The sequence below is a fragment of the Streptococcus mitis genome (assembly GCF_026782895.1).
GTDB classification, from domain to species: Bacteria; Bacillota; Bacilli; order Lactobacillales; family Streptococcaceae; genus Streptococcus; species Streptococcus mitis_CB.
Map to the genome: position 1 here is coordinate 68,568 of NZ_JAKUXJ010000005.1, position 20,250 is coordinate 88,817.

Annotated in this window: 18 protein-coding genes and 3 pseudogenes; 17 read left to right on the forward strand and 4 right to left on the reverse strand. The window is 40.3% G+C overall.

Annotation, left to right across the window (positions count from 1 at the left end; translation table 11 throughout):
- Nucleotides 1-79: 79 nt before the first annotated feature.
- The 5 genes from MK480_RS07380 to recG are packed head-to-tail and all read left to right on the forward strand — an operon-like array spanning nt 80 to nt 5,677.
- Nucleotides 80-1,111 carry a 3-deoxy-7-phosphoheptulonate synthase gene (locus tag MK480_RS07380; RefSeq protein ID WP_004258559.1) on the forward strand — a complete coding sequence of 344 codons (1,032 nt, stop codon included), beginning with the start codon at nt 80-82 and terminating at the stop codon, nt 1,109-1,111.
- 1 nt (nt 1,112) lies between these two features.
- Nucleotides 1,113-2,144 (forward strand): 3-deoxy-7-phosphoheptulonate synthase, encoded by a 1,032-nt coding sequence (locus MK480_RS07385; RefSeq protein ID WP_268707439.1) that lies wholly within the window; start codon nt 1,113-1,115, stop codon nt 2,142-2,144.
- Between the two features lie 44 nt (nt 2,145-2,188).
- Nucleotides 2,189-2,551 carry a holo-ACP synthase gene (gene acpS / locus MK480_RS07390; protein WP_268707440.1) on the forward strand — a complete coding sequence of 121 codons (363 nt, stop codon included), beginning with the start codon at nt 2,189-2,191 and terminating at the stop codon, nt 2,549-2,551.
- Nucleotides 2,541-3,644, forward strand: a complete 1,104-nt coding sequence (gene alr, locus MK480_RS07395; protein ID WP_268707441.1) for an alanine racemase — start codon at nt 2,541-2,543, stop codon at nt 3,642-3,644. The genes acpS and alr overlap by 11 nt, the downstream gene beginning before the upstream one ends.
- On the forward strand, nt 3,635-5,677 hold the full coding sequence (gene recG / locus MK480_RS07400; protein ID WP_268707473.1) for an ATP-dependent DNA helicase RecG: 2,043 nt from the start codon (nt 3,635-3,637) through the stop codon (nt 5,675-5,677). The genes alr and recG overlap by 10 nt, the downstream gene beginning before the upstream one ends.
- Nucleotides 5,678-6,069: 392 nt before the next feature.
- On the opposite strand, the pseudogene MK480_RS10140 reads toward recG, so the two are convergent.
- From MK480_RS10140 to MK480_RS07415, 4 genes and pseudogenes are all read right to left on the reverse strand, one after another.
- A pseudogene (locus MK480_RS10140) lies at nt 6,070-6,159 on the reverse strand (Rpn family recombination-promoting nuclease/putative transposase); the annotation flags it as partial.
- A gap of 18 nt (nt 6,160-6,177) precedes the next feature.
- A pseudogene (locus MK480_RS07405) lies at nt 6,178-6,588 on the reverse strand (Rpn family recombination-promoting nuclease/putative transposase); the annotation flags it as partial.
- Between the two features lie 4 nt (nt 6,589-6,592).
- On the reverse strand, nt 6,593-7,504 hold the full coding sequence (locus MK480_RS07410) for an Rpn family recombination-promoting nuclease/putative transposase (protein WP_078238166.1): 912 nt from the start codon (nt 7,502-7,504) through the stop codon (nt 6,593-6,595).
- 145 nt (nt 7,505-7,649) lie between these two features.
- Nucleotides 7,650-8,200: pseudogene (locus tag MK480_RS07415) on the reverse strand (GNAT family N-acetyltransferase).
- Nucleotides 8,201-8,483: 283 nt separating this feature from the next.
- Here MK480_RS07415 and MK480_RS07420 point away from each other — a divergent pair.
- The 12 genes from MK480_RS07420 to MK480_RS07475 all read left to right on the forward strand — a co-directional run bounded on the left by MK480_RS07420 (nt 8,484) and on the right by MK480_RS07475 (nt 20,154).
- Nucleotides 8,484-9,464: an acetylxylan esterase gene (locus MK480_RS07420; RefSeq protein WP_268707442.1), complete on the forward strand. Its 981-nt coding sequence runs from the start codon at nt 8,484-8,486 to the stop codon at nt 9,462-9,464.
- A 396-nt stretch (nt 9,465-9,860) separates the two neighbouring features.
- The gene (locus tag MK480_RS07425) at nt 9,861-10,313 is read left to right on the forward strand and encodes a YhcH/YjgK/YiaL family protein (protein ID WP_078352447.1); all 453 of its coding nucleotides are present in this window, start codon (nt 9,861-9,863) and stop codon (nt 10,311-10,313) included.
- An 18-nt stretch (nt 10,314-10,331) separates the two neighbouring features.
- Nucleotides 10,332-11,669, forward strand: a complete 1,338-nt coding sequence (locus MK480_RS07430) for an ABC transporter substrate-binding protein (protein ID WP_084888750.1) — start codon at nt 10,332-10,334, stop codon at nt 11,667-11,669.
- A 78-nt stretch (nt 11,670-11,747) separates the two neighbouring features.
- Nucleotides 11,748-12,632 (forward strand): carbohydrate ABC transporter permease, encoded by an 885-nt coding sequence (locus MK480_RS07435; RefSeq protein ID WP_000237988.1) that lies wholly within the window; start codon nt 11,748-11,750, stop codon nt 12,630-12,632.
- Nucleotides 12,632-13,465 carry a carbohydrate ABC transporter permease gene (locus MK480_RS07440; protein ID WP_000730332.1) on the forward strand — a complete coding sequence of 278 codons (834 nt, stop codon included), beginning with the start codon at nt 12,632-12,634 and terminating at the stop codon, nt 13,463-13,465. The genes MK480_RS07435 and MK480_RS07440 overlap by 1 nt, the downstream gene beginning before the upstream one ends.
- A gap of 41 nt (nt 13,466-13,506) precedes the next feature.
- On the forward strand, nt 13,507-14,610 hold the full coding sequence (locus MK480_RS07445) for a Gfo/Idh/MocA family protein (protein WP_000241736.1): 1,104 nt from the start codon (nt 13,507-13,509) through the stop codon (nt 14,608-14,610).
- A 171-nt stretch (nt 14,611-14,781) separates the two neighbouring features.
- Nucleotides 14,782-15,480, forward strand: coding sequence for an N-acetylmannosamine-6-phosphate 2-epimerase (locus MK480_RS07450; protein WP_268707443.1), 699 nt, complete (start codon nt 14,782-14,784; stop codon nt 15,478-15,480).
- Nucleotides 15,481-15,594: 114 nt separating this feature from the next.
- Nucleotides 15,595-16,923: an ABC transporter substrate-binding protein gene (locus tag MK480_RS07455; protein WP_268707444.1), complete on the forward strand. Its 1,329-nt coding sequence runs from the start codon at nt 15,595-15,597 to the stop codon at nt 16,921-16,923.
- Between the two features lie 220 nt (nt 16,924-17,143).
- Nucleotides 17,144-18,010 carry a carbohydrate ABC transporter permease gene (locus MK480_RS07460; RefSeq protein ID WP_161683542.1) on the forward strand — a complete coding sequence of 289 codons (867 nt, stop codon included), beginning with the start codon at nt 17,144-17,146 and terminating at the stop codon, nt 18,008-18,010.
- A gap of 15 nt (nt 18,011-18,025) precedes the next feature.
- Entirely contained in the window at nt 18,026-18,865 is an 840-nt protein-coding gene (locus MK480_RS07465; protein WP_001192120.1) for a carbohydrate ABC transporter permease, read from the forward strand.
- Between the two features lie 172 nt (nt 18,866-19,037).
- Nucleotides 19,038-19,490 carry a NanQ anomerase/TabA/YiaL family protein gene (locus tag MK480_RS07470; protein ID WP_000575448.1) on the forward strand — a complete coding sequence of 151 codons (453 nt, stop codon included), beginning with the start codon at nt 19,038-19,040 and terminating at the stop codon, nt 19,488-19,490.
- Between the two features lie 19 nt (nt 19,491-19,509).
- Entirely contained in the window at nt 19,510-20,154 is a 645-nt protein-coding gene (locus tag MK480_RS07475; protein WP_268707445.1) for a YesL family protein, read from the forward strand.
- The last annotated feature ends 96 nt before the right edge of the window (nt 20,155-20,250 follow it).

A 20,250-nucleotide genomic window follows, 5' to 3' on the forward strand; every position in this document is an offset into this window, starting at 1 on the left:
ATGAGATAGTTTAGAGGCGGATACCTTGTGAAAAGTAAATTTTTACTTGGTATCCGTTTGATTTATAAGGAGATGAGTTATGGTATTTACAGCAAAAAGTCCTAAAATTAATATTGAAGAAGTTCGTGCCTTATCAAAATTAGAAGGTCAAGCTTTGGAGAGAAAATCACAGCGCGATCAAGAGCTAGAAGCCATTATACGTGGAGAAGACCAGCGGATTCTCTTGGTAATCGGGCCATGCTCATCTGACAATGAAGAAGCTGTTCTTGAATACGCTAAGCGTTTGGCAGCTTTGCAAGAAGAAGTGGCAGACCGTATCTTTATGGTTATGCGTGTTTATACTGCTAAACCCCGTACCAACGGAGATGGCTATAAGGGCTTGATTCACCAGCCTAATGCGACAGAAGCGCCTAGTCTTATCAATGGAATCAAAGCCGTTCGCCATCTTCATTATCGTGTTATCACAGAAACAGGAATGACAACGGCTGATGAAATGCTTTATCCTGAAAATCTACCGCTTGTGGATGATTTGATTTCTTACATGGCGGTTGGTGCCCGTTCAGTTGAAGACCAGCAACACCGCTTTGTGGCAAGTGGAGCAGATTTCGCGACTGGGTTTAAAAATCCAACATCTGGAAATCTCAATGTTATGTTTAATGGGATTTATGCTGCTCAAAACAAACAAAGTTTCCTTTTCCTAGGAAAAGAAGTGGAAACAACTGGGAACCCGCTTTCGCACGCTATTCTTCGTGGAGCAATCAATGAGTATGGTAAGAATATTCCTAACTACTACTATGATAATTTGATGGATACTATTGCTCAGTATGAGAAGATGGGCTTGGAAAATCCTTTTATCATTGTGGATACCAATCATGACAACTCTGGTAAGCAATATATGGACCAGATTCGAATTGTCCGCCAGACCTTGATTAACCGTGATTGGAATGAAAAAATCAAGCAGTACGTTCGTGGCTTTATGATTGAGTCTTATCTAGAAGACGGCCGTCAAAACGAACCGGAAGTATTTGGCAAGTCTATCACAGACCCTTGCCTTGGCTGGGAGAATACGGAAGTCCTCGTCAGAGAAATCTACCAAACGTTAGGAGAATAAGATGGCATTTATTGAAAAAGGTCAAGAAATCGATATTGAAGCAATCAAGGCAGAAACTCAATTGTCTGTGGAAGCCTTGCGATTAAAGGAGCGTCGTGACAGAGAATTGGCAGACATTATTTCAGGAGAAGATGACCGTATCCTTTTGGTGATTGGTCCTTGCTCTTCTGACAATGAGGAGGCTGTCTTGGAATATGCTCGCCGTTTATCCGCCTTGCAAAAGAAGGTGGCGGACAAGATTTTCATGGTTATGCGTGTCTATACTGCTAAACCTCGCACCAACGGGGATGGATATAAAGGTTTAGTTCACCAGCCGGATACTTCTAAGGCTCCAAGTCTAATCAACGGCTTGCAAGCTGTGCGCCAATTGCACTACCGCGTGATTACAGAGACTGGTTTGACAACAGCAGATGAGATGCTTTATCCGTCAAATCTGGTCCTGGTAGATGATTTGGTCAGCTACCATGCTGTGGGGGCTCGTTCTGTGGAAGACCAAGAGCACCGCTTTGTGGCTTCAGGAATTGATGCACCAGTGGGGATGAAAAATCCAACCTCAGGAAATCTTGGGGTCATGTTTAACGGTATCTATGCTGCTCAAAACAAACAGACCTTCCTTTTCCATGGCCAAGAAGTTGAAACTTCAGGAAATCCCTTGGCTCACGTTATTCTTCGTGGCGCAGTCAATGAATATGGGAAAAATGAGCCTAACTTTTACTATGAGACCTTGCTAAATGCCATTGAACGCTATGAAGCCATGGGACTTGAAAATCCCTTTATTCTCATTGATACCAACCATGATAATTCAGGCAAGCAATATATGGAGCAGATTCGAATTGTTCGCCAGACCTTGCAAAATCGTGACTGGAATGAGAAGATTAAAAAGATAGTTCGAGGCTTTATGATTGAATCTTATCTAGCAGATGGTCGTCAAAACCAACCAGAGGTCTTTGGTTGCTCCATTACCGATCCTTGTCTAGGTTGGGAAAATACAGAGGCCTTGGTAGAAGAGATTTATGCTACCTTGACAAAATAAGTGAAAAGGATGGAGTTGGGGGATCTCAACTCCTTTTGATGAGAATGATAGTTGGACACGGAATTGACATCGAAGAATTGGCTTCGATAGAAAGCGCAGTTACACGACATGAAGGCTTTGCTAAGCGCGTGCTGACCGCTAAGGAAATGGAACGGTTTACCAGTCTTAAAGGGCGCAGGCAAATCGAATATTTGGCTGGTCGCTGGTCGGCTAAAGAAGCCTTTTCCAAGGCTATGGGAACTGGTATTGGAAAGCTCGGTTTTCAGGATTTGGAAGTCTTGAACAATGAACGCGGAGCGCCTTATTTTAGTCAGGCACCGTTTTCAGGAAAGGTTTGGCTGTCTATCAGCCATACAGATCAGTTTGTGACAGCCAGTGTCATTTTGGAGGAAAATCATGAAATCTAGTCCACATAGACCAACCAAGGCTCTGATTCATCTGGGAGCTATTCGACAAAATATTCAGCAAATGGGGGCCCATATCCCTGAAGGAACGATCAAGTGGGCAGTGGTCAAAGCCAATGCTTATGGGCATGGGGCTGTTTCCGTTGCCAAGGCTATTCAAGATGATGTTGATGGTTTTTGCGTTTCCAATATCGATGAAGCTCTTGAACTCAGACAGGCTGGACTCAGCAAGAAAATCCTCATTTTAGGAGTTTCTGAGATAGAGGCTGTTGATTTAGCTAAAGAATACGACATCACCTTGACTGTGGCTGGACTGGAGTGGATTAAAGCACTCTTAGATAAGGAAGCGGACCTAACTGGATTGACAGTTCACCTCAAGATTGATTCAGGAATGGGACGGATTGGTTTTCGAGAGGCTAGTGAAGCTGAGCAGGCTCAAGACTTGCTCCAACAACATGGTGCTCGTATTGAAGGGATTTTTACCCACTTTGCTACTGCAGATGAGGAATCAGATGACTACTTTAATGCCCAGTTAGAACGGTTTAAAACTATTTTGGCTAGTATGAAAGGTCTTCCAGAGCTGATACATGCCAGCAATTCGGCAACGACTCTTTGGCATGCAGAAACTATTTTTAACGCGATTCGTATGGGAGATGCCATGTATGGTCTTAATCCTAGCGGAGAGGTTTTGGACTTACCCTATGACTTGAAACCAGCCTTGACCTTGGAATCTGCCTTGGTTCATGTCAAGACAGTTTCAGCTGGAGCTTGCATGGGCTATGGAGCAACTTATCAAGCGGATAGCGAGCAAGTCATCGCGACGGTGCCAATCGGCTATGCGGATGGTTGGACACGAGATATGCAGAATTTCACTGTCTTGGTAGATGGCCAAGCTTGCCCAATCGTCGGCAGGGTTTCGATGGACCAAATCACTATTCGTCTACCTAAGCTTTATCCCTTAGGAACAAAGGTAACCTTGATTGGTTCCAACGGGGGCAAGGAGATCACAGCTACTCAGGTAGCGACCTACCGTGGAACTATTAACTATGAAGTGGTTTGTCTTCTCAGCGACCGCATTCCGAGAGAATATTATTAAAAAGAAAGGAGTGGAGCATGAATCTACATCAACCCTTGCATGTCTTACCTGGTGTGGGACCAAAGTCAGCAGAAAAATACGCCAAACTAGGAATTGAAAATTTGCAAGACCTCTTGCTCTACTTTCCTTTCCGTTATGAAGACTTCAAGACCAAGCAAGTATTGGAACTAGAGGACGGGGAGAAGGCAGTCCTATCTGGTCAAGTCGTGACTCCTGCTAGTGTCCAGTATTATGGTTTCAAGCGCAATCGCCTGCGTTTTAGCCTCAAACAGGGAGAAGTCGTTTTTGCGGTGAATTTCTTTAACCAGCCCTATCTGGCTGATAAGATAGAGTTGGGAGCAACCCTTGCTGTTTTTGGAAAATGGGATCGTGCTAAGGCTAGTTTGACTGGGATGAAGGTTCTGGCTCAGGTGGAAGATGACCTCCAACCTGTCTATCGTCTGGCTCAGGGAATCAGTCAGGCCAGTCTGGTCAAGGTTATCAAGACGGCCTTTGATCAGGGGTTGGACCTCTTGATTGAGGAAAATCTGCCCCAGTCTTTGCTGGACAAATACAAACTCATGTCCCGTTGTCAGGCAGTTCGCGCCATGCATTTTCCTAAGGATTTGGCAGAATATAAGCAGGCCCTTCGCCGTATCAAGTTTGAGGAACTCTTTTATTTCCAAATGCAATTGCAGACGCTCAAGTCTGAAAACAGAGTTCAGGGAAGCGGTCTGGTTCTGGAGTGGTCTCAGAAAAAAGTAACGGCTGTTAAAGAAAATCTACCATTTGCCCTGACTTCAGCTCAGGAAAAGAGTTTGCAGGAAATTTTAACTGATATGAAGTCTGACCGCCACATGAATCGTCTCCTGCAAGGGGATGTGGGGAGCGGAAAAACGGTGGTCGCTGGCTTGGCCATGTTTGCAGCGGTGACAGCTGGTTATCAAGCTGCTCTCATGGTGCCAACAGAGATTCTCGCAGAGCAGCATTTTGAGAGTTTGAAGGGTCTTTTTCCGGACTTGAAACTGGCTCTCTTGACAGGTTCCTTAAAAGCTGCAGAAAAAAGAGAAGTCTTGGAGACCATTGCCAAGGGTGAGGCTGATTTGATTATTGGAACCCATGCTCTGATACAAGATGGGGTGGATTATGCTCGTCTTGGTTTGATTATCATCGATGAGCAGCACCGTTTTGGTGTGGGGCAAAGGCGTATTTTACGGGAGAAAGGCGACAATCCTGATGTTCTCATGATGACGGCGACTCCTATTCCACGGACGCTGGCCATAACAGCCTTTGGGGATATGGATGTTTCGATTATCGACCAGATGCCAGCAGGGCGGAAGCCTATTGTGACGCGTTGGATTAAGCATGAGCAGCTGCCTCAGGTCTTGACCTGGTTAGAGGGAGAAATCCAAAAAGGTTCTCAAGCCTATGTTATCTCTCCTTTGATTGAAGAATCTGAAGCTCTGGATTTGAAAAATGCCATTGCATTGTCTGAGGAGCTGACAGCTCATTTTGCTGGCAAGGCTGAGGTTGCTCTGCTACATGGTAAGATGAAGGGTGACGAAAAAGACCAGATTATGCAGGAGTTCAAAGAGAGAAAGACGGATATTTTGGTTTCGACAACGGTTATCGAGGTCGGGGTCAATGTTCCCAATGCGACCGTCATGATTATCATGGATGCCGATCGCTTCGGTCTCAGCCAGCTTCACCAGCTCAGGGGTCGTGTCGGTCGGGGAGACAAGCAGTCCTATGCTGTTCTCGTTGCTAATCCCAAGACTGATTCTGGGAAAGACCGCATGCGCATTATGACAGAAACCACCAATGGATTTGTCCTTGCGGAGGAAGATTTGAAAATGCGTGGTTCAGGTGAAATTTTTGGAACCAGACAGTCAGGGCTCCCAGAGTTTCAAGTGGCTGATATTATCGAAGATTTTCCGATTTTAGAAGAAGCCAGAAAAGTGGCTAGCTACATTAGTTCTATAGAAGGCTGGCAAGAGGATCCGGAATGGCGCATGATTGCCCTTCATCTGGAAAAGAAAGAACATTTAGATTAAGCTTTCTCTAAGGAAAACTTAAGCTAGCTTTCAGGTTTGCCCCTTATACTAGAGTCATCAAAAAGAAACGAGGACTCTCACATGACAGTAACGATTAAAGTAAATTACCAAACTACTTTCCAAAAGAAAGAAGCGACAAAATAAGATTAAGCAGAAGAAGAAAGAGTGAAATGCACTTTTTTCGTTTTTAAAACTACAATTTATTGAATCTAAAATAGTACACTACAGATTCTAAAACATTTCTAGAAATTAATTTGACTTTCCTAATTTCTTTGTTCATATCTTATTTCAATACACTATATCTTACTGTTTCAGAGCCCACATCTAGCATAACTAAAAAAGATTCTTCCATCTATCACGGAAAAATCTGTCATTGATTTACTGATTTATAAAAACTCCAACCACGGTTTACGAACCTCGTCTTTGATGGTTTCTCTGTATTTTTTTAATTCCAAGAACTCCATCTTGACCAGATGATTTTCTGACCGTTAGTGCTGGTCTTACAACAATGCCTCAAACTCAGCGACGGTCATGCCCAATTGCTCACTCGCAAATTCGGAAGTTAAAACATGTTGGCGTACTAAATCTAGAAAGGTAAAGATTTTCCCACGCTCTAGACCTTGTTCAACTCCCTCTGCTCTAGCAGTTTCCAAAGCATAGTCCTGTGCTAACAATGCTTGTTCTTCTCGCATACGTAGTTGACTAAACATTTTCCTATCCTCCTCAGACCAGCTCTTGTAGTCTAGCAGTTGGTCTGCCTGACTGATGGCTCGCTCGGGTGCTTGGGTAAAGGGTTTGTTCCCAAAAAACTCCAACCATGGCTTGCGAATGCTATCTTTGCTGGTTTCTCTGTATTTTTTAAGTTCCAAGAACGCCATCTTAACCAGATGGTTTTTCTGACCATTAGTGCTGGTCTTACAACAAGGCCTCAAACTCAGCGACGGTCATGCCCAATTGCTCACTCGCAAATTCGGAAGTTAAAACATGTTGGCGTACTAAATCTAGAAAGGTAAAGATTTTCCCACGCTCTAGACCTTGTTCAACTCCCTCTGCTCGGCCTTGTTCAACTCCCTCTGCTCTAGCAGTTTCCAAGGCATAGTCCTGTGCTAACAAGGCTTGTTCTTCTCTCATACGTAGTTGACTAAACATTTTCCTGTCCTCCTCGGACCAGCTCTTATAGTCTAGCAGTTGGTCTGCCTGGCTAATAGCTCGCTCGGGTTGCTGGGTAAAGGGTTTGTTCCCAAAAAACTCTAGCCATGGTTTGCGAATGCTATCTTTGCTGGTTTCTCTGTATTTTTTAAGTTCCAAGAACGCCATCTTAACCAGATGGTTTTCTTGTCCATTATTTGTGATAGTTAATACCTCACCTGTCGTGTCCTCTCGCATGCTAAAGCTATGAAAAGCTAAATCATCTTGGAAATAATTGCTATCCACAATTGCGATAGCATATACTGGTGCGATGTGTTTGTAGCTCTGGTGTGTATCACCTTCACGTTGGCGAATTTTTTCAAGATTTTGATTGACCTGACTGCATAAGTAAGCCCACAGGCGATTGATGAAAAAATTCTGATGATGCACCTGAATCTCAATGATTACTTGAGTTCCATTATCCAACTCCGCCAAGACATCTATACTGGTATAGAAATCCTGCGCCGAGTACGGAAGGGAAGGTAAGACATGAATATTACTCCCCTCCAAAATGGTTACATTTTTGGCTGGTAAATCCAGCATATCGCGAATAAATTGACAAGTGATTTCCGGATTGCTAAAAATCTTCTTAGCAACCAAGTCATTGGTCGGGCTGATGCCCGGATGTCTGAGAATCATTCTTCCTCTCCTTTCATTATAGCACATTTTTAAATCTAGGTTTACTAGATTCTCTGCCACTACTTACTTATTTATTCGGAAAAGAGAGGATAAATGAAATAGTAAATAAAAAATAAGAACAGAGGATAAGCAATAAATGTTAAGCTTATCTGTATTCCCCGCTTATCTGATAATAAATGAGATCCGCAACATGACCTTTTCTCTCCACCCCATTTGCAACAGTCTTTAGATAGGACATCCCTGCCTTCTCCATCACACGGCCTGAAGCTAGGTTGAGACTGGCATATCGATCTTTGACTTTTTGAAATCCTGCTTGAGTAAAACAAAAGTCCAACACAGCTTTTAAGGCCTCTGTCATAAGACCACGCCCCCAATAGTTTTTCCTAAAACATAGCCAATTTCACAACTTAAATCTTCCTCGTGCATTTCAACGATGCTGATATCTCCTATCACTTGTTCTGGGTTTTCTTTGAGGCAAATGTCCCATTTGTAATAGTTAGGATTAGCATAGAAAGCAACCCAATTTCAAATCGAATTTCGAGTCAGCTCGACATCAGGATGCGGATCCCAGGTGACGTAGGTTAGATTCTCAGCAGACGAAGCCCAATTTTGAAACATAGCTTCTGCATCACTCTCCACAAATCTTCTCAAAATCAAACGTTCTGTCTGTAACATTTGCGTACCGATTGCTTTCATGATGTTACCTCGCTTTCTGATAAATGATTCTCTGTCCAATCGCCATTGAAACTATAGTATATCGAGATAAGCTGTAGACAAATCAACTGGGACATTCACATTAATTTCTAAAAATACTTTAGAAGTTAATTGGTACTATTCTAGATTCAATTGATTATACTTTCTGTCAGTAGGTTTGAAGAAAGGAAAGCTAAATTCACTTTCTATTTACCCTTCTTTCTTGCAATGCTTTTCTAGATATGCTACAGTTGTGATAGCGATTACAAAATAAAAGGAGCATGTTATGAAAAATCCAGTTTTGTTAGAAGAAATCAAGACTTATAAAGGACGGGATGAGGTTCCAGAAGACTTTGATGCTTTCTGGGATGAGGAAGTGAAAAAAGTTTCAACTCTTCCAGTCTACCAGTTGGAGGAAAGAAATTTCCACATTCCCCAAGTTAAGTGCTATGAGTTAACGTTTGAAGGAACCAATGAAGGCAAGGTTTATGCACGCGTCGTTCTTCCAAAGAGTGAGGAGAAGGTTCCGATAATCTTCCATTTCCATGGTTATATGGGACGTGGCTGGGACTGGGCTGACATGCTGGCCTATACTGTGGCTGGTTATGGTGTTGTTTCCATGGATGTGCGGGGGCAGTCAGGTTATTCGCAAGACGGTTTGCGTTCTCCTCTAGGAAATACAGTTAAAGGACATATCATCCGTGGGGCTGTGGAAGGTCGGGATCACCTCTTTTATAAGGATGTTTATCTGGATATTTACCAGTTGGTCGAAATTGTTGCTAGTCTACCTGAGGTTGATGAGGAGTGTCTTTCTAGCTATGGTGCCTCGCAAGGAGGGGCTTTAGCCCTAGTTGCAGCAGCTCTCAATCCTCGAATTCAGAAAACAGTTGCCATCTATCCTTTCTTGTCAGACTTTAGACGAGTGCTTGAGATTGGCAATACCAGTGAGGCTTACGACGAACTTTTCCGTTATTTCAAGTTCCACGATCCCTTTCATGAAACAGAGGAGGAAATCATGGCAACTCTTTCCTATATTGATGTGAAAAATCTCGCTCATCGTATCCAAGGTGAGGTTAAGATGATTACGGGCTTGGACGACGATGTTTGCTACCCTATTACCCAGTTTGCGATTTATAATCGTCTGACCTGCGATAAGGCCTATCGCCTCATGCCTGAATATGCCCACGAGGCCATGAATGTTTTTGTCAATGACCAAGTCTACAACTGGCTCTGTGGCAGTGCGATTCCTTTTAAATATCTAAAATAAGGGGTTGACTCTAGGAACAAAATCTTAAAAATCACAAATACGCATAGTATCAGGTATTGAACAACCTTGATACTATGCGTTTTATTGTGGGAAGATTTACTTCATTTTCTCCTGAAGTTGAGTTTTTCCACTTTCTTCTTTTTCTGTTTCTTAATTTGTACACTCGAAACAAGTTTTGCAAGAAACCTACTTATTTTTGAAAGTACTTTTAATATGGTTGCTATAGTTAAAAAGATTTAAAACTAAATTCCAAATTAGAAAAAGAGTTGAAATGCTAAAAAAAAAAAGTATACTCTAATTGAAAACGCTAACAAAACTAATTTAGAGAATGAAATGTAGAGTATTTCTCTCTTAAAAAGTTATTGGTGAAACTAGATGTAGAAAGGAGGATACGGTATGATTATTACTAAAATCAGTCGTTTAGGAACTTATGTGAAAGTAAATCCACATTTTGCAACATTAATAGATTTTCTAGAAAAAACAGGACTGGAAAATTTAACAGAAGGTTCGATTGATATCGATGGTGATCGATTGTTTGGAAATTGCTTTACATATTTAGCAGATGGTCAAGCAGGTGCTTTCTTTGAAACTCACCAAAAATATTTGGATATTCATTTAGTTTTGGAAAACGAAGAAGCCATGGCTGTTACGTCGCCAGAAAATGTAAGCGTTACCCAAAAATATGATGAAGAGAAAGATATTGAATTATACACAGGGAAAGTGGAACAGTTAGTTCATTTGAGAGCTGGCGAATGCCTCATCACTTTTCCAGAAGATTTACATCAACCGAAGGTTCGTATAAATGATGAACCTGTGAAAAAAGTTGTCTTTAAAGTTGCGATTTCTTAATGTAGAAAGGGAAGAACAATGAAAAAAATGAGAAAGTTTTTATGTCTAGCTGGAGTTGCTTTAGCAGCCGTTGCCTTGGTGGCTTGCTCAGGAAAGAAAGAAAATACAGCTGACACTGAACCACCGACAGAATTATCTGGTGAGATTACGATGTGGCACTCCTTTACTCAAGGACCACGTTTAGAAAGTATTCAAAAATCAGCAGATGCTTTCATGCAAAAACATCCAAAAACGAAAATCAAGATTGAAACATTTTCTTGGAATGACTTCTATACTAAATGGACTACAGGTTTAGCAAATGGAAATGTGCCAGATATCAGTACAGCCCTTCCTAACCAAGTAATGGAAATGGTAAACTCAGATGCTTTGGTTCCGCTAAACGATTCTATCAAGCGTATTGGACAGGATAAATTTAACGAAACTGCCTTAAATGAAGCAAAAATCGGAAATGATTACTACTCTGTTCCTCTTTATTCACATGCACAAGTTATGTGGGTTAGAACAGATTTGTTAAAAGAACATAATATTGAGGTTCCTAAAACTTGGGATCAACTCTATGAAGCTTCTAAAAAATTGAAAGAAGCTGGAGTTTATGGCTTGTCTGTTCCGTTCGGAACAAATGACTTAATGGCAACACGTTTCTTGAACTTCTATGTTCGTAGTGGTGGTGGAAGTCTCTTGACAAAAGATCTTAAAGCAGATTTGACAAGCCAACTTGCTCAAGATGGTATTAAATACTGGGTTAAAATGTATAAAGAAATCTCACCTCAAGATTCTTTGAACTTTAATGTCCTTCAACAAGCTACCTTGTTCTACCAAGGAAAAACAGCATTTGACTTTAACTCTGGCTTCCATATTGGAGGGATTAATGCCAACAGTCCTCAATTGATTGATTCGATTGATGCTTATCCTATTCCAAAAATCAAAGAATCTGATAAGGACCAAGGAATTGAAACCTCAAACATTCCAATGGTTGTTTGGAAAAATTCAAAACACCCAGAAGTTGCTAAAGCATTCTTGGAATCACTTTATAATGAAGAAGACTACATTAAATTCCTTGATTCAACTCCAGTAGGTATGTTGCCAACTATTAAGGGAATTAGCGATTCTGCAGCCTATAAAGAAAATGAAACTCGTAAGAAATTTAAACATGCTGAAGAAGTGATTACTGAAGCTGTTAAAAAAGGTACTGCTATTGGTTATGAAAATGGACCAAGTGTACAAGCTGGTATGTTGACTAACCAACACATTATTGAACAAATGTTCCAAGATATCATTTCAAATGGAACAGATCCTATGAAAGCAGCAAAAGAAGCAGAAAAACAATTAAACGATTTATTTGAGGCTGCTCAGTAGATGTAAAAGACTAGAAAATAGGTGGGCTAGTGAGCTGAAAAGCCCTAGCCCAATCTTGTAAAAGAAGGGAGAAGGAGAATGGTTAAAGAACGTAATTTAACTCGCTGGATATTTGTTTTGCCAGCTATGATTATCGTAGGATTACTCTTTGTTTATCCGTTTTTCTCGAGTATTTTTTATAGCTTTACCAATAAGCATTTGATTATGCCTAATTATAAATTTGTTGGTTTAGCTAACTATAAAGCTGTGCTATCAGATCCCAACTTCTTTAATGCGTTCTTTAATTCAATTAAGTGGACCGTTTTCTCATTAGTTGGTCAAGTTTTAGTAGGGTTTGTATTGGCTTTAGCTCTTCACAGAGTACGCCACTTCAAGAAATTATATAGGACCTTATTGATTGTTCCTTGGGCATTTCCTACCATCGTTATTGCCTTTTCTTGGCAGTGGATTCTAAACGGGGTTTATGGCTACTTACCTAATCTAATCGTAAAATTAGGTTTAATGGAACATACGCCTGCATTTTTGACAGATAGTACATGGGCATTCCTATGTTTGGTGTTTATCAACATTTGGTTTGGAGCGCCGATGATTATGGTTAATGTGCTTTCAGCTTTGCAAACAGTACCAGAAGAACAATTTGAGGCTGCTAAGATAGATGGTGCTTCAAGTTGGCAAGTGTTCAAATTTATCGTCTTTCCACATATTAAAGTGGTTGTAGGGCTTCTAGTTGTTTTGAGAACTGTATGGATCTTTAATAACTTTGACATTATCTACCTAATTACAGGTGGTGGACCAGCCAATGCTACAACGACGCTTCCAATTTTTGCCTACAACCTAGGTTGGGGAACTAAATTGTTGGGTCGTGCTTCAGCAGTTACAGTATTGCTCTTTATCTTCTTGGTGGCAATTTGCTTTATCTACTTTGCTATCATCAGTAAGTGGGAAAAGGAGGGTAGAAAATAATGAAGAAGAAATCCGGTATTTATTTAGATATTCTCTCACATGTACTCTTGATTGGTGCGACCATCGTTGCAATTTTCCCACTGGTATGGATTATCATATCTTCTGTCAAAGGTAAAGGGGAATTAACTCAGTATCCAACACGATTTTGGCCTGAACAATTTACATTAGATTATTTCACTCATGTTATCAACGATTTGCACTTTATTGATAACATTCGAAACAGTTTAATCATTGCCTTAGCTACAACCGTTATTGCGATTATTATTTCTGCTATGGCAGCCTATGGAATTGTTCGATTCTTCCCTAAATTGGGAGCAATCATGTCGAGACTACTCGTCATTACCTACATTTTCCCACCAATTTTGTTAGCAATTCCCTATTCAATTGCCATTGCTAAAGTTGGATTAACAAATAGTTTATTTGGCTTGATGATGGTTTATCTATCTTTTAGTGTTCCATATGCAGTTTGGCTCTTAGTTGGATTTTTCCAAACAGTTCCAATTGGAATTGAAGAAGCAGCTAGAATTGATGGTGCAAATAAATTTGTTACTTTTTATAAAGTTGTACTACCGATTGTAGCACCAGGTATTGTAGCAACAGCTATTTATACATTTATCAATGCTTGGAATGAATTCCTGTATGCTTTGATTTTGATTAACAATACAGGAAAGATGACAGTAGCAGTAGCCCTTCGATCACTTAACGGTTCAGAAATTTTAGACTGGGGAGATATGATGGCTGCATCTGTTATTGTAGTTCTTCCATCAATCATTTTCTTCTCAATTATCCAAAATAAGATTGCAAGTGGATTGTCAGAAGGATCTGTAAAATAAGTTAAAATTAGAAAGTTTATTCAATAATAAAGGAGAAAAACATGGTTAAATATGGTGTTGTTGGAACAGGATATTTTGGGGCTGAGTTAGCTCGTTATATGCAAAAGAATGATGGAGCAGAGATTACTCTTCTCTATGATCCAGATAATGCAGAAGCAATTGCAGAAGAATTAGGAGCAAAAGTAGCAAGCTCCTTAGATGAGTTGGTTTCTAGCGATGAAGTAGATTGTGTTATTGTCGCAACTCCAAATAATCTTCATAAAGAACCAGTTATTAAGGCCGCACAACATGGTAAAAATGTTTTCTGTGAAAAACCAATTGCGCTTTCTTATCAAGATTGTCGCGAGATGGTAGATGCATGTAAAGAAAACAATGTAACCTTTATGGCAGGACATATTATGAACTTCTTCAATGGTGTCCATCATGCAAAAGAACTAATTAATCAAGGAGTTATAGGAGACGTTCTATATTGTCACACAGCTCGTAATGGTTGGGAAGAACAACAACCGTCAGTATCATGGAAAAAAATTCGTGAAAAATCAGGTGGTCACTTGTATCACCATATTCATGAATTGGATTGCGTGCAATTCCTTATGGGGGGAATGCCTGAAACTGTAACCATGACAGGTGGAAATGTAGCCCATGAAGGTGAAAATTTCGGTGACGAAGATGATATGATTTTTGTAAATATGGAATTTTCTAATAAACGTTTTGCCTTGTTAGAATGGGGTTCAGCTTATCGTTGGGGTGAGCATTATGTCTTGATTCAAGGAACGAAAGGTGCCATCCGTTTAGACTTATTCAACTGTAAAGGAACTCTTAAGCTAGACGGACAAGAAAGTTATTTCTTGATTCATGAATCGCAAGAAGAAGATGATGACCGTACTCGTATCTATCATAGTACAGAGATGGATGGAGCAATTGCTTATGGTAAACCAGGTAAACGTACTCCATTATGGTTATCATCTGTCATTGATAAAGAAATGCGCTATCTGCATGAGATTATGCAAGGAGCTCCAGTATCAGAAGAATTTGCAAAATTGTTGACAGGTGAAGCTGCTCTCGAAGCAATTGCTACTGCAGATGCTTGTACCCAATCTATGTTTGAAGATCGTAAAGTAAAATTGTCAGAAATTGTAAAATAAATTTTGGTATTCTCCTAAAAAATTCAAACAGGCCTGCTGAAAGTACTTTCAACAGGCCTGTTTGAAATAAATAACTTTTGAAACTGAAATCTATTCTACCACAAAGTATTGAAAGCGCTTTAAAACTAATATATAATGAACTCATAAGAACAAAGAAAAGGAGGAAAGAGGATGCCACAGATTACTAAAGAAGCCTTGATTGCACAAATCAAAGATGGAATCATCGTTTCTTGTCAGGCCCTTCCTCACGAACCGCTTTATGCAGAAGCGGGAGGAGTCATTCCCTTGCTGGTCAAAGCGGCTGAGCAAGGTGGAGCAGTCGGTATCCGAGCAAACAGTGTTCGTGATATCAAGGAAATCAAGGAGGTTACCAACCTTCCAATCATTGGGATAATCAAACGAGATTATCCACCACAAGAACCCTTCATCACAGCTACTATGAAAGAAGTTGATGAATTGGCAGAACTGGACATCGAGGTAATTGCTCTGGATTGTACCAAGCGTGAACGCTATGATGGTTTGGAGATTCAAGAGTTTATTCGTCAGGTTAAGGAAAAATATCCTAACCAGCTCTTGATGGCTGATACAAGTACTTTCGAGGAAGGATTGGCAGCTGTTGAAGCAGGAATTGACTTTGTCGGAACAACCTTATCAGGATACACATCTTACAGTACAAAAGTGGATGGTCCCGATTTTGAATTAATTAAAAAACTCTGTGATGCCGGAGTGGATGTCATTGCAGAAGGAAAAATTCATACACCAGAACAAGCCAAACAAATCCTTGGATATGGAGTGCGAGGTATTGTTGTCGGTGGCGCTATTACTAGACCAAAAGAGATTACAGAACGCTTCGTTGCTGGTCTAAAATAACACAATCTAAAAATAGAGGAGAGTGGTGGATGCGTCAGATAAAATGAAAACGTATACAAATACAATATTACTCATTATCCAATATGGATACGCTTATCAATTAGGAGAATACAAATGAAATTTAGAAAACTAGCTTGTACAGTACTTGCGGGTGCTGCGGTTCTTGGCCTTGCTGCATGTGGTAATTCTGGCGGAAGTAAAGATGCTGCAAAATCTGGTAGCGACAGCGGAAAAACAGAAATCACTTGGTGGGCATTCCCAGTCTTCACACAAGAAAAAACTGGTGACGGTGTTGGAACATATGAAAAATCAATCATCGAAGCTTTTGAAAAAGCAAATCCAGATGTAAAAGTGAAATTGGAAACCATCGACTTCAAGTCAGGTCCTGAAAAAATCACAACAGCTATCGAAGCAGGAACAGCTCCAGACGTACTCTTTGATGCACCAGGACGTATCATCCAATATGGTAAAAACGGTAAATTGGCTGAATTGAACGACCTCTTCACAGACGAATTCGTCAAAGATGTTAACAATGAAAACATTGTACAAGCAAGTAAAGCTGGAGACAAAGCTTACATGTATCCAATCAGTTCTGCACCATTCTACATGGCCATGAACAAGAAAATGTTGGAAGATGCTGGAGTTGCAAACCTTGTAAAAGAAGGTTGGACTACTGATGATTTTGAAAAAGTTTTGAAAGCGCTTAAAGATAAAGGCTACACACCAGGTTCATTGTTCAGTTCTGGTCAAGGGGGAGACCAAGGAACACGTGCCTTCATCTCAAACCTTTACGGCGGTTCTGTAACAGATAAAGATGTCACAAAATATACAACTGATGATCCTAAATTCGTCAAAGGTCTTGAAAAAGCAGCTGGCTGGATCAAAGACGGTTTGTTGAACAATGGTTCACAATTTGATGGTGGAGCAGATATCCAAAACTTTGCTAACGGTCAAACATCTTACACAATCCTTTGGGCACCATCTCAAAATGGTATCCAAGCTAAACTCTTGGAAGCAAGTAAAGTAGAAGTGGTAGAAGTACCATTCCCATCAGATTCAGGTAAACCAGCTCTTGAATACCTTGTAAACGGATTTGCAGTATTCAACAACAAAGACGACAAGAAAGTTGCAGCATCTAAGAAATTCATTCAATTCATTGCAGATGACAAAGAATGGGGTCCAAAAGACGTTGTTCGTACAGGTGCCTTCCCAGTTCGTACTTCATTTGGCAAACTTTATGATGACAAACGTATGGAAACAATCAGTGGTTGGACTAAATACTACTCACCATACTACAACACTATCAATGGTTTTGCTGAAATGAGAACACTTTGGTTCCCAATGTTGCAATCTGTATCAAATGGTGACGAAAAACCAGCGGATGCTTTGAAAGCCTTCACTGAAAAAGCTAACGAAACAATTAAAAAAGCTACAAAACAATAAGCACTAAATCAGATTGACTCCTCCCTTTTCCCTGTGCAACGTCTATGTAAGAAAAGGGAGGATTTTGTTTGAAATGTAAGGAACTGTCACGAAATTAAAATGAAGTTCTTACATAAGCGAATCTTAAAAAATTTCATTTTGATTTTAAAACAGTTCAAGAAATCCAAAATATTTTATTTGTGAAAGAGAGGTGCCGACTGTGAAAGTCAATAAAATTCGTATGCGGGAAACAGTGATTTCCTACGCTTTCCTAGCACCAGTATTATTCTTCTTTGTCATCTTTGTATTGGCTCCTATGATTATGGGATTCATTACAAGTTTCTTTAACTACTCAATGACTAAATTTGAGTTTGTGGGCTTGGACAACTACATTCGCATGTTTAAAGACCCTGTCTTTATGAAATCTTTGATCAATACCGTGATTCTGGTTATTGGATCTGTGCCAGTTGTTGTTCTATTCTCACTCTTTGTAGCATCTCAGACTTATCATCAAAATGCCATTGCCAGATCCTTCTACCGTTTCGTCTTCTTCCTTCCTGTTGTAACAGGTAGTGTTGCCGTAACAGTTGTTTGGAAATGGATTTATGACCCACTATCAGGGATTCTAAACTTCGTCCTTAAGTCAAGCCACATCATCAGCCAAAACATTTCTTGGTTGGGAGATAAAAACTGGGCTTTGATGGCGATTATGATTATCCTTTTGACAACATCTGTTGGTCAGCCGATTATCCTTTATATCGCTGCCATGGGGAATATTGACAATTCATTGGTGGAAGCAGCGCGTGTTGACGGTGCGACTGAATTGCAAGTTTTCTGGAAGATTAAATGGCCTAGCCTCCTTCCAACAACACTTTATATCGCAATCATTACAACAATCAACTCATTCCAGTGTTTCGCCTTGATTCAGTTGTTGACATCTGGTGGTCCAAACTACTCAACAAGTACACTTATGTACTACCTTTACGAAAAAGCCTTCCAATTGACAGAATACGGCTATGCAAACACTATCGGCGTCTTCTTGGCAGTGATGATCGCTATCGTAAGCTTTGTTCAATTTAAAGTACTTGGAAACGACGTAGAATATTAAAGAAAGGAGACAGCTATGCAATCTACACAAAAGAAACCTTTAACAGCTTTCACTGTTATTTCAACTATTATCTTGCTCTTGTTGACCGTGCTGTTCATCTTTCCGTTCTACTGGATTTTGACAGGTGCCTTCAAGTCACAACCTGATACAATCGTTATTCCACCACAGTGGTTCCCTAAAATGCCAACCATGGAAAACTTCCAACAACTTATGGTGCAAAACCCTGCCTTGCAGTGGATGTGGAACTCAGTATTTATCTCACTTGTAACTATGTTCTTAGTCTGTGCGACCTCATCTCTAGCAGGTTATGTATTGGCTAAAAAACGTTTCTATGGGCAACGCATTCTATTTGCTATCTTTATCGCTGCTATGGCGCTTCCAAAACAAGTTGTCCTTGTACCATTGGTACGTATCGTCAACTTCATGGGAATCCATGACACTCTTTGGGCAGTTATCTTGCCTTTGATTGGATGGCCATTCGGGGTCTTCCTCATGAAACAGTTCAGTGAGAATATCCCTACAGAGTTGCTTGAGTCAGCTAAAATCGACGGTTGTGGTGAGATTCGTACTTTCTGGAGCGTAGCCTTCCCAATTGTGAAACCAGGATTTGCAGCCCTTGCAATCTTTACCTTCATCAATACATGGAACGACTACTTCATGCAGTTGGTTATGTTGACTTCACGTCAAAACTTGACCATCTCACTCGGGGTTGCAACTATGCAAGCTGAAATGGCAACCAACTATGGTTTGATCATGGCAGGTGCCGCTCTTGCAGCAGTTCCAATCGTAACAGTCTTCCTAGTCTTCCAAAAATCCTTCACTCAGGGTATTACTATGGGAGCGGTCAAAGGTTAAGAAAAGTAAACTGGTGTGTCAAGATTGCGGAAGTGGTCTTGACATGCTATGGAAATATAGAGGTTATAAGTGTCTACAAAATGTTGGGTATTTGCTTACCTTAGATATTTTGTTAGACACTTATCAACTTAATTTATCATTTTAGTTAACTATCAGAAACGAAGGAAAGAGTATGATTTTTGACGATTTGAAAAACATCACCTTTTACAAAGGAATTCATCCCAATTTAGACAAGGCTATCGACTATCTCTACCAACATCGTAAAGATTCGTTCGAATTAGGAAAGTATGAGATTGACGGAGATAAAGTCTTTCTAGTTGTTCAGGAAAATGTCCTCAATCAAGCTGAAAATGATCAATTTGAGCATCATAAGAACTATGCAGATTTGCATTTGCTGGTAGAAGGACATGAATATTCGAGCTACGGTTCACGTATCAAAGACGAGGCAGTAGCATTCGACGAAGCAAGTGACATTGGCTTTGTTCATTGTCATGAACACTACCCACTCTTGTTGGGTTATCACAATTTTGCGATTTTCTTCCCAGGAGAACCGCACCAGCCGAATGGCTATGCAGGTATGGAAGAGAAGGTTCGCAAATATCTCTTTAAAATTTTGATTGATTAAAAAATCAGGAGGAGCAAACATGGCACAAAAAGGAGTAAGCCTTATCAAGGCAGCATTTGATACAGACAACTTTCTCATGCGTTTTAGTGAGAAGGTCTTGGATATCGTGACAGCCAATCTTCTTTTTGTCGTCACTTGTTTGCCCATCGTGACGATTGGAGTAGCTAAAATTAGCCTCTACGAGACTATGTTTGAGATTAAGAAGAGCAGACGTGTACCTGTCTTTAAAATCTATCTAAGAGCTTTCAAGGAAAATCTGAAACTAGGTCTTCAGTTAGGTCTGCTTGAGTTGGGCATTGTCTCATTAAGCCTTCTAGATCTCTATCTCTTCTGGGGTCAGACAGCTATGCCTTTCCAAATGGTGAAAGCTATTTGTCTAGGCGTTCTTATCTTCCTCACTATCGTGATGTTGGCTAGCTATCCCATCGCTGCGCGCTATGATTTAACTTGGAAAGAAGTGCTGCAAAAAGGACTTATCTTGGCAAGTTTTAACTTTCCTTGGTTCTTCCTCATGTTAGCTATTCTCTTTCTCATTATGATGGTTCTTTATCTGTCCGCCTTCAGTTTACTTTTAGGTGGCTCAGCCTTCCTGCTTTTTGGGTTTGGGCTCTTGGTCTTTCTCCAGACTGGATTGATGGAGAAAATTTTCGCAAAATACCAATAGGATGGCTTGTCTATGAAACTACTTTCAAGCCATAAATATTTCAAAATTCATATCGAAACTAAAATCTAAGTGTACACAAGATATTGAAAGCGTTTT

Bases quoted from the DNA above. Each gene is read 5' to 3' on its own strand.
- MK480_RS07380 (WP_004258559.1), top strand. From the start codon at position 80: ATGGTATTTACAGCAAAAAGTCCTAAAATTAATATTGAAGAAGTTCGT.
- MK480_RS07385 (WP_268707439.1), top strand. From the start codon at position 1,113: ATGGCATTTATTGAAAAAGGTCAAGAAATCGATATTGAAGCAATCAAG.
- acpS (WP_268707440.1), top strand. From the start codon at position 2,189: ATGATAGTTGGACACGGAATTGACATCGAAGAATTGGCTTCGATAGAA.
- alr (WP_268707441.1), top strand. From the start codon at position 2,541: ATGAAATCTAGTCCACATAGACCAACCAAGGCTCTGATTCATCTGGGA.
- MK480_RS07410 (WP_078238166.1), bottom strand. From the start codon at position 7,504: ATGATTCTCAGACATCCGGGCATCAGCCCGACCAATGACTTGGTTGCT.
- MK480_RS07420 (WP_268707442.1), top strand. From the start codon at position 8,484: ATGAAAAATCCAGTTTTGTTAGAAGAAATCAAGACTTATAAAGGACGG.
- MK480_RS07425 (WP_078352447.1), top strand. From the start codon at position 9,861: ATGATTATTACTAAAATCAGTCGTTTAGGAACTTATGTGAAAGTAAAT.
- MK480_RS07430 (WP_084888750.1), top strand. From the start codon at position 10,332: ATGAAAAAAATGAGAAAGTTTTTATGTCTAGCTGGAGTTGCTTTAGCA.
- MK480_RS07435 (WP_000237988.1), top strand. From the start codon at position 11,748: ATGGTTAAAGAACGTAATTTAACTCGCTGGATATTTGTTTTGCCAGCT.
- MK480_RS07440 (WP_000730332.1), top strand. From the start codon at position 12,632: ATGAAGAAGAAATCCGGTATTTATTTAGATATTCTCTCACATGTACTC.
- MK480_RS07445 (WP_000241736.1), top strand. From the start codon at position 13,507: ATGGTTAAATATGGTGTTGTTGGAACAGGATATTTTGGGGCTGAGTTA.
- MK480_RS07450 (WP_268707443.1), top strand. From the start codon at position 14,782: ATGCCACAGATTACTAAAGAAGCCTTGATTGCACAAATCAAAGATGGA.
- MK480_RS07455 (WP_268707444.1), top strand. From the start codon at position 15,595: ATGAAATTTAGAAAACTAGCTTGTACAGTACTTGCGGGTGCTGCGGTT.
- MK480_RS07460 (WP_161683542.1), top strand. From the start codon at position 17,144: ATGCGGGAAACAGTGATTTCCTACGCTTTCCTAGCACCAGTATTATTC.
- MK480_RS07465 (WP_001192120.1), top strand. From the start codon at position 18,026: ATGCAATCTACACAAAAGAAACCTTTAACAGCTTTCACTGTTATTTCA.
- MK480_RS07470 (WP_000575448.1), top strand. From the start codon at position 19,038: ATGATTTTTGACGATTTGAAAAACATCACCTTTTACAAAGGAATTCAT.
- MK480_RS07475 (WP_268707445.1), top strand. From the start codon at position 19,510: ATGGCACAAAAAGGAGTAAGCCTTATCAAGGCAGCATTTGATACAGAC.